At 45.8% G+C, this 858-nt stretch carries 1 protein-coding gene; it reads left to right on the top strand.

Features of this window, described 5'->3' with window-relative positions; all coding sequences use genetic code 11:
* Window positions 1-858: isochorismate synthase (locus ACWHAR_RS24990; protein ID WP_452088170.1), on the top strand; the 858-nt coding region annotated here is incomplete at both ends.

Raw genomic sequence — 858 nt, 5'->3', positions numbered from 1 at the left:
ACGGCTTTTCATATTTATGAAGAAGAAAAGCTGCAGCATTCTGCAGTGGGACCTGTGTTATTTGGAGGATTTTCTTTTGACCCTTGCGAAGAAAGAGGTTCACAATGGGACCATTTCTCGGAAGGGGATTTCTTTGTGCCTGCGCTTATGCTGACGATGACTGCTGAAGGCCCGTTCTTAACAGTTAACAGATGGGTAAGCGGAGGAGAAGACGCAGAAGCTGTTTTAGAAGGTTTAAAAGCTTTTGCGGCGGAATTTATGGTTCCCGATTTCAAGCAAAAAGATCAGGCTGTGATGGCAGCAGCCGAAGAGCTGGATAAGGATGATTGGCTGAAAGCAATCGAAACGGCCACAAGCCAAATTAAAGAGAAACAATATGATAAGGTTGTTCTTGCCCGAGAGCTGCTGCTCACGTTTGACGGTCCAATCCAAATTGAACCGGTGCTTAAAACGCTTCTGGACGATCAGCAGACAAGCTATGTTTTTGCAATTGAACAAGAAGGCAAAACTTTTGTCGGCGCGTCTCCGGAAAGACTGATCAAAAGAGACGGCGGCACTGTCATGTCTTCCTGTCTGGCAGGCTCCATTAAACGAGGCGTGAATGAAGAAGACGACCGCCGGATAGGCCTTGAATTATTAAACGATGAGAAAAACCTGCTTGAGCATGATATTGTGGTAGGTATGATTCATAATGCTTTTGTATCAAGCTGTTCAGAAGTTGAAAAGCCTGATGGACCTGTTTTGTACAAAACAAAAAGCGTTCAGCACCTGTTTACGCCGATTGTCGGACAGCTGCGCGAGTCTGCTTCAATTTTTGACTTAATTGAGAAGCTGCATCCCACTCCGGCGCTTGGGGGA

It is taken from the genome of Bacillus sp. LR--39, assembly GCF_053613335.1.
This window is presented reverse-complemented; position numbering and strand designations above follow the sequence as displayed.